Here is a 7,823-nt window from a genome sequence, read left to right as displayed (position 1 = left end):
CGGGACGCGCCCGCGTCATCGGCGTCGCTGCCGCCGCGCAGAGGTTCGTCGGCTGGTTCCGGCCCGCGCGCCCCGTTCCGCCGACGCCGGTACCGCTGCCCCGCCGGCAGCCCATGGCCACCCTCGGCCTCGCGGCCTGACGTCCCGAACAGAGCAGCGACCGGGGCAGATCCCGCCGCCGGTTCGACAACCCCCATGGAGGCGCCTTGACCTTCTACCAAGAGACAACCCTGGCCGGCTACGCCCGTGCCGCCGTCCACCTCAAGTCACGGATGGTCGACTACAGCCGTACCCGCTTCGCCCAGCAGTACCTGAAGGCATACCTCGACGCCGCGTTCGAGGAGACCGTTGCGACGACCCCGCCGAAGGTGCTCGCGGCCATCGACAAGCTCGCCCACCAGCCGTGGCAACTCGGCGATTCCTACGTGCTGGCCCCCGAGATGACCGCGATCGTGGCCGCCGCCGCCGAGGCACTCGACCTGACCGGCGACCTCATCCCCGACGACATCGCCCCCAGCGACAGCGGCGTCCTCTTCCTGCCCGAACCGATCTACTACCGTGGAATACACGGCCAGGTCACATCGATAGGCGCGGTCACCTGGGCCAAGATGCACAACATCGGCACCGGAAGCACCGACTGGTGGATCACCGGCTGGGCCGACCGTAACGATCCGCTCGACCCCAGCGCCGCCCGCCTCCGAGCCCAGTGCGATCAGGACGCACAACTCGCGGCGGACTTCGGCCCGTACGTGCTGGCCTTACCGGCCCGGATTCCCGTGGGCAAACCGGTCGAAGCCCGTTCCGACCTTGCCCCGTTCGATGATGACGACATCGAGTGGGAACCAGCCCCGGACGGGCGGTTCTGCATCGACGAGTCGACCGTCCGGGTCAACGCGGTCGCCGCCGTCGCCTACGCGTTCTGGGTCATCCAGGCCCAACCCCTCGCCACCGTATCCGCCCCACCCCTCGACCGCGCCGCCCGCCGCCGCGCCCAACGAGACAAGGTCGGCCACCTGACCCGCGTCGTCATGCTGCGCCGACGCAAACCCGTCACCGACCGCAACACCGGTGAAGCGAAATGGCACTACCGGGTCCGGTTCTTTGTGCGAGGCCACTGGCGTCACCTCTTCGATGCTGACGGTCGGCGGTATCGCATCTGGGTCCACAAGCACATCAAGGGGCCAGACGGTGCCCCGCTGCTTCTTGGCGACGCCGTCTCCATCCTCACCCGCTAAACAAGAAAGAAAACAAGGTGCCACCCCTCGAGGAGTTCCTCCAAAACCAACAACGTCTCATCAACGAGTTCGGCTGGGCAGTGACCGCCGTACTACCCGATCTCGGGGAGAGCGGCTCCACGTTCGCCTACACCGTCGGCCTGACCGAGCACGATCTCCCTGAGTTGGTCATCGCCGGCCTCGACCCGCTCACCGCCCAGGAATTGCTCAACGACATGGCCGCACGCGTCTCCTCCCGGGCCGAGCGGTTCACCCACGGCCAACGCGTCGCCGACCTGCTCGCCGGCTACGACGCGATCATCGTCGAGGGACCCGCCACCGACGCGCTGCATCCCGGTGCGGCCCACGCCCGGTACGGCAAGGATCGCGTGCGCCTCCAGCAGATCGTGTGGCCGGACACGCACTCCAGGTTCCCGTGGGACGACGGCTACGAATACCCCGCTCACGTACAACCGCTGCTGGGACGCCCATAACCGATGAGCGGCATCACGGGAACCATCAACGACCTGGCGCTTCCACCCGGACGACGACGACATGTTCGCCGTTGGCGCCGGTACGTGGACGTGGGAGGAGCGGCCGGAGTAGAACCCGGCCAGCCACCCGACCCGGCGCGCCCCGGGCTGTACTCGCCCGCCCGGGCGAGGCCCGTACTGCGGGCAGGCACGGCCAAGGCGCAGGGCAAGCCCTTAAACGCAGTTTCTCTACCCGAAGAAAGGAGGCGAGATGCTCAGGATCCTCGCGGTATCCGTCCGAGGTCATCGGTACCTGGAGGGAAGCCCGAGCGTTCACCCCGTCAGCGAGGTACCCGCCGGTATAGGGACCCTGTTCTCTGGCCTGACGGCGGTGCAACACCACGTGCAGCGCGAGTACCGCACCCTGTCGGTGATCTGGCGCGTCGAGGTCATCAACGAGCGTGGTCAGGTCGTATCGCGCGGCACGCGTGACGGCCTCAACGGCACCGGCAACCGNTGGGTGTGGCAGAGCACGTAANCCGTGACCGGCGCACCCACGCCACCCGAGCCCGACTCCGCTCGACGTCCGGACACTCCGGCGAGCGGCACCAGCTCCACCNGTTCCTGCGGCGTCATCCGTAGCTGACCGACGCCCGCTTTCGGCACCGCCACCGGTTGTCCGCCCCGCCTGTTGACGGCGGTTCGGCGCGGCACCAACCAACCCCATTCCCGACCGGGAGGTGGCCACGCCGGAGGCGCGGCCACCTCCCGGCCCATTTCTCAGGAGGAACAACGGATGGACTCTTCACCCACACCGGCGCACAACAGCCCCGAACGCGACTTGATCAGCGAGAGCGGCAGCGGTAGTCGTGTGTCCGCTGCACCGAGCGACGGCGTCAGGGGACCGGCGATGGCGACACCGACAACGAGTACACCCGCTACATCGGCCGGCGGCAACGTGATCAACGCGGTCAGCGGGCTGCCAAGGCTACGCGCGGGCGAGCTGCAGAACCAGGTCCTCGTGTCGGCTCCGCCTGAAAACTGGCTCTGGCACATATTTTGTGATTGATCTTGGTGGCGGTTCACGAGTTGGTCAGGATGCGTTTGCGCAGGAGGTCGAGGTTCGCCCGGCCGTACATCTGCCGCTTGATCGTCTTGATGCGGTTGACTTGGCCCTCGACCGGACCTGAACTCCAAGGCTGGGTGAGGCCGGCGACGACGGCGTCGCGGTCGCTGACAAGACCGGCGGCGAAGCCGCGGATTTCGGGGTATCCGGCGTGGCGGGCGCGGTCGATCCAGGCGTCGAGGTGCTGCCCGGTGCCTTGGTGGCGGACCAGGGCGGCGAACCCGCGGGCGAGGTCGGCGACGGTGTCGAGGTCCGGGCAGCGGCGGCGGGCGTCGGCGAGATTGGTGTGGTCGTCGGCGGTGAGTTTGTGGCCGGGGCGCATGATCCAGGCGGTGATCCGCCGGGCCGACGGCACCCGGACTGCGGTCGCCGGGGCAGGTCGGGTGCGGTTGATGGTGAGCCAGTCGCGCAGCACCCGCAAGCTGCCGTGGTAGCCGCGGGCCAGGATCTCGGCGTGCAGGTCAGCGGTCTGGTGGATGCCGTCGGTGAGGCGTTGCCGTAGGTAGGAGTGGAATGGGGCGAGGACGCTGGGTCGGCTGCTGGCGTTCGGGCCGATCAACGCTTCGGCGGTGGCGGCGTGGGCGTACTTGCGGGCGGTTCTGACGTTCATGTCGAGGTGGCGGGCGGTTGCTTTGATCGACAGTCCTTCGGCTCGTAGGGCGTGCACGGCGGCGTGGCGTTGGCGGGTGTTCGTCGCCCGTCGTCCCGCTGCGACGGGCTCGTTGGGCGGTGCGGCCAGGGCAGATGGTGGTTCGGTGTGGGTGCGTAGGCATCGGCGGTGCCCGCGGATGACGTTCTCGACGGTGTCGCTGAGGTTCTTCAGCAGGTGCCACCGGTCGGCGACCTGGATCGCGTCAGGTGCCCCTTTGCGGGCACCGTCGGCATAGCTGCCGCCTCGATCGCGGCAGATGATCTGAACGCCGGGATGGTCGCGCAGCCAGGCGGCGAGGGTGTCGGCGGTGCGGTCGGGCAGAATGTCGATCGGCCGGCGGGTGTGCATGTCGAGCAGCACGGTCGCGTAGCGGTGGCCCCGACGGCGGGCGAAGTCGTCCACGCCGAGCACCGTCGGTGTCACCGGCGGCGGGTTGGGCATCCGGCGGATCATCCGGATCAANGTCNNNCGCGACACCGNNNCNGCTAACCGATGCGCCAGCCGGCTGCCCGGTCGACCGCCCAGCGCCACCGCGACGGCTTCCAGGTCACCCGCGACCACGACGGTGTGACGGGCATGCCGCCGCGTCAGCCCGGGCACCTGCTCGACGAACGTTCACCGCCAGCATTCGGCGTTGGCGCAGGTGAATCGGCGGACCGTCAACGCGACCAGCACCTCATGACCACCCAACCTGACATCGGCCAGCCGCCGCACATAGCGACCATGCACAGTGGTCGACCACACGCCACAGGCGCCACACCGTGCCCGCACCGTCTGCGTCGCCGCAGTGATCCTGACCCCGACGGCCCGGACCACCACCGCCTCCAACCGCAAGCCCATCAGGTGCGGCAGCAACGCCGAAATGATCTCCATCCCGGCAACCCAACCCGAACTACCGACGAGCGCGACTCACAAAATGTGTGCCAGAGCCAAGTTTTGGGGCGGTGTTGACACCTCGCGGTCCTAGCCAGCCGCACCGGCGTCGCCCTGGATGTCGGCGACATCGCCGGGGTCCTCGTCGGCCGGTCCTCTGGCGCGATCGGTCAGGCGTGCGACCGGCTCGTTGGGCGCGGCCACGCCGAACTCCTGCCAAGCTCGCCGAAGCAGTACCGCATCAGCTCGGCCGGGCTAAGGGAGCACCGGGCGAACCCGACGCTGATACCGCCCGCACCACAAGGCAGCACCGCTCGACCCGCGTCCGCCGCCCGGTCGGCTGCCCCAGCCCCACGCCCGGCGGCAGCCACCGGCCCCACCCCGCCGGGGGCTGCTACCGCGCGACCCACGATGCCGGCGGCGCCCGCGCCGAAGAAACCGACCACGGGGCCGGTTCGGCGCCCGAACGGGCAGTTGTACTACCCACGGCTGCTGGCCAAACGCCCCGACGTCGACGTACTGCGGACCTGCGCAGCAGATCGTGGATCGTCTGGTCGGTGCCGTCTGTCAGAGGTCGGGGAACGGGCGGTGATCGGGGTTCTGAGCAGCTCTGTCAGAGGCTTGTGAGCCCGCTGTGGCGGAATCGATGTCACCGCTCGCCGTGACAACACCGGCGACGTCATCGAATCTCATCGCTGTCACAGGAGTTTTGACATGAGCGTGTCCGACGCTACGGACTGGCCCACATCCGCCCTTGACGCGGCGGCGACCGCCTTCGCCGCGCTGACGTGCGAGCCCGCGCCACTGGTGCTCGACTGCACGGCGTTCGGCCCCGACACGGGTCTCCCGCAGCAGGAGGTGCCGCTGCCCGCGCTGCGGGACTGGCTGCTGCGTCACCCTCGCGCCTACACGGCGCGTGACGAGGTGTGGCGGGAGCTGATCCGCCGTGCTCGGCTCGACGGGCCGCACTGGGTCGTCGCCGCGGTCGGCATGGCGATGCCGGCGCTGCAGCAGTACGCGGGCCAGTCGTGCGAGGGGTACAACGGGGACCCGGCGGACGTGGACGCCGAGATCCTGACCGGCTTCCTGACCGCGCTGCGCGATCGGGCGGACCTGACCAAGCCGGCGCCGTACGCGGGCCTGTGCAAGGCGGCGTGGCGGGCCGGGCGTGATCTACGGCTGCAGCAGCAGGATTACCTGCCGGTGGAGGACATCGAGCACGTCACGCCCGGTCCCCGCACGCCGAAGGCGCCATACGGGCATCCGGACCTACTGGTCCGCCGTGCGGTTACCCTGGGAATCCTCGACCCGGAGGACGAGCAGGCCTACATCGACGTGAGGCTCGGACACCGGGCGATCGAGCCCATCGCCGTCGCGAACGGCGTCAGCGTGGACGCTCTACGTATGCGGCTGTCGCGCATCGACAGCCGCATCGCCGAGGCCCTCGCGGACGGGCTGCTGACCGGGGTCGCGTCGCCGGAGACGGTGGCGCAGCTACGGCTGCAGGCCGGGCAGCGCAGCCAACGGCGGGCAGGCCGCGCCGCCGCCCGCCGCGAAGCCGCCGCCCACGCGCCGGTCATGGCGGCTGCCTGACAGTCTCCACCCCACCGACTCCAGCGGCTGTGGCCCGACGTGCACAACGTCGGGCCACAGCCGTTTCTGCTGTGCAACGACGCGTACTACCGCGTGCTGTCAAGGGCTGTGAGCACTGGCGACGCTCACACGACCTCGCACCCGGGCGGTTCCGACCCGCTGTGAGCTGCTGTCCTCGAACACGCCTGCTGTGTGAAACCAGCCCTGACCTGCGCTGTGAGTCGTCGCCGCGCCGTGTGAGCGGCTTGTGAGCGTGGCAAGTGTTCGCCACGGCTCACAAACCCCGGTTTGGGGGTGCGGGACTCTTCCGAGCCATGCCGCTCGCCGGTCCCGCCCGCCGCCGGGCGACACGAGGAACGAATGCGATCCGCATGCCTCGGGTGCCGCGCCACGTTGATGCGCTGACACCACATTGATGACCGCAAACCACCCATGAGGGAGGACGAGCTCCTCCCGGGGTTTACGCGGTTCGTCCGCTCCTTCACCTGCGCCCGGCGGCGGTCCCTTCGGACCGCTTCGAGCAATCGCCACGCCTCGGTCACGCCGTTCGTTCGGCGCGTCCAGGGCGCGGCGGGAGGTGAACCTCAATGTCCCGCACCCCACTGCGCACCCTTTGGAACCAACCCGTCGCACGCGCGGCGCTACGCGCTGCCGTGCCGCTGGCCGGCGTCGGCCTGACCCTGGCCCTCCCGGCCGCCGCTCACGCTGATCCCAGGGACACCGTCCACCTGGCGGCGAACTCGCTGCCGGTGGTGATCGCCAACTTGCAGACCTGGGTCATGGGGATCCTCGCCGCGATCGCCACCCTCTTCCTGGTCTTGGCCGGCGTGTACTGGGCCACCGCCGGCGGCGACCCGTCGCAGGTCGAGAAGGCCAAGTTGGCGCTTCGCAACGCTCTGATCGGGTACGGCCTGGCCGTCCTCGCGCCAATCCTGCTGCAGGTCATCCAGGGCATCGTCGGGGGCTGATCCGTCATGGGATGGATCCTCGACCAGGTACTCGACTGGCTCACCGCGGCGATCCTGGCCTGCCTCACGGCGATCTTCGACTTCATCACCGGCATCCTTCTCACCACCCCGATGGTCACCGCGCTTCCGCAGGTCCAGGCGCTCACCGGCCGATCGGTCTGGATCGTGGACACCGTCTTCGTGTTGGCGTTCGTCGCCGCCGGCGTCCTGGTTCTGGTCGCTGGCGGCGACGAACAGTCCCGCTACACGCTCAAGGACCTCCTGCCGCGGCTGGTCGTCGGATTCACCGCTGCGCACTTTAGTCAGCTCGCCTGCGGCCAGCTCATTGACCTCGGCAACGGGCTGACCGGAGCGATCAGCGAGGACACCTACGACGGCGGCGGGGCGTTCACCGCGATCCAGAGGCACCTCGCCGCGGCGCAGGACGAGAACGTCGCGCTGCTGTTCCTGGTGCTGATCCTGATCATCACGGTGCTGATCGTGACGACCGCGTTTCAGCTGATCGGCCGCTTCGTGGCGCTGCTGGTGCTGACGAGCGTCGCGCCACTGGCGCTGGCCTGCCACGCGTTGCCGCAGACCGAGCCTGCCGCCCGGCTGTGGTGGCGGGCGTACATCGGGTGCCTCGCGATACCCGTCGCTCAGGCGTTCTTCCTCACCGCTGGCGAGCAGACGTTACTCGACCCGGACTCCATGCTGCCCGTGTTCGGGCTGCCCATCGACCCCGGCGGCACCCTGAACCTCATGGTTGTCGTGGTCCTGCTCTGGACCACCGTCCGGATCCCCACGCTGATGGGCCGCTGGGCGAGTCAGAGCGGACGCGGCGGGAACGTGCTCGGCGCGGTCGTCCGCGTCGTCGTCGTACAGCAGCTCGCGCGCAGCGTCCCTGGACTCAACACGCTTCGGAAGGCCGTCAGATGACCAGAT

At 69.3% G+C, this 7,823-nt stretch carries 5 protein-coding genes and 1 pseudogene; 5 read left to right on the top strand and 1 reads right to left on the bottom strand.

Features of this window, described 5'->3' with window-relative positions; all coding sequences use genetic code 11:
- Positions 1-206: 206 nt before the first annotated feature.
- Together B118_RS33090 and B118_RS0120290 are read left to right on the top strand one after the other, a co-directional pair.
- Positions 207-1,235 carry a hypothetical protein gene (locus tag B118_RS33090; RefSeq protein ID WP_028193321.1) on the top strand — a complete coding sequence of 343 codons (1,029 nt, stop codon included), beginning with the start codon at positions 207-209 and terminating at the stop codon, positions 1,233-1,235.
- 17 nt (positions 1,236-1,252) lie between these two features.
- Entirely contained in the window at positions 1,253-1,708 is a 456-nt protein-coding gene (locus B118_RS0120290; protein WP_028193320.1) for a DUF4262 domain-containing protein, read from the top strand.
- Between the two features lie 1,061 nt (positions 1,709-2,769).
- Here the strand turns inward: B118_RS0120290 and B118_RS28755 are convergent.
- Positions 2,770-4,338 (bottom strand): annotated as a pseudogene (locus B118_RS28755) (ISL3 family transposase).
- Between the two features lie 714 nt (positions 4,339-5,052).
- Here B118_RS28755 and B118_RS0120270 point away from each other — a divergent pair.
- From B118_RS0120270 to B118_RS0120260, 3 genes are all read left to right on the top strand, one after another.
- Entirely contained in the window at positions 5,053-5,931 is an 879-nt protein-coding gene (locus B118_RS0120270) for a hypothetical protein (RefSeq protein ID WP_028188863.1), read from the top strand.
- A gap of 587 nt (positions 5,932-6,518) precedes the next feature.
- Entirely contained in the window at positions 6,519-6,899 is a 381-nt protein-coding gene (locus B118_RS0120265) for a pilin (protein ID WP_028188862.1), read from the top strand.
- Between the two features lie 6 nt (positions 6,900-6,905).
- Positions 6,906-7,817, top strand: a complete 912-nt coding sequence (locus B118_RS0120260) for a TrbL/VirB6 family protein (protein WP_028188861.1) — start codon at positions 6,906-6,908, stop codon at positions 7,815-7,817.
- Positions 7,818-7,823 lie beyond the last annotated feature (6 nt).

The sequence above is a fragment of the Salinispora pacifica CNR114 genome, from assembly GCF_000514775.1.
GTDB lineage: Bacteria > Actinomycetota > Actinomycetes > Mycobacteriales > Micromonosporaceae > Micromonospora > Micromonospora pacifica.
Note: the sequence above shows the minus strand (reverse complement) of the source record. Positions and strands in the feature narration are given on the sequence as shown.

Bases quoted from the DNA above. Each gene is read 5' to 3' on its own strand.
- B118_RS0120270 (WP_028188863.1), top strand. From the start codon at position 5,053: ATGAGCGTGTCCGACGCTACGGACTGGCCCACATCCGCCCTTGACGCG.
- B118_RS0120265 (WP_028188862.1), top strand. From the start codon at position 6,519: ATGTCCCGCACCCCACTGCGCACCCTTTGGAACCAACCCGTCGCACGC.
- B118_RS0120260 (WP_028188861.1), top strand. From the start codon at position 6,906: ATGGGATGGATCCTCGACCAGGTACTCGACTGGCTCACCGCGGCGATC.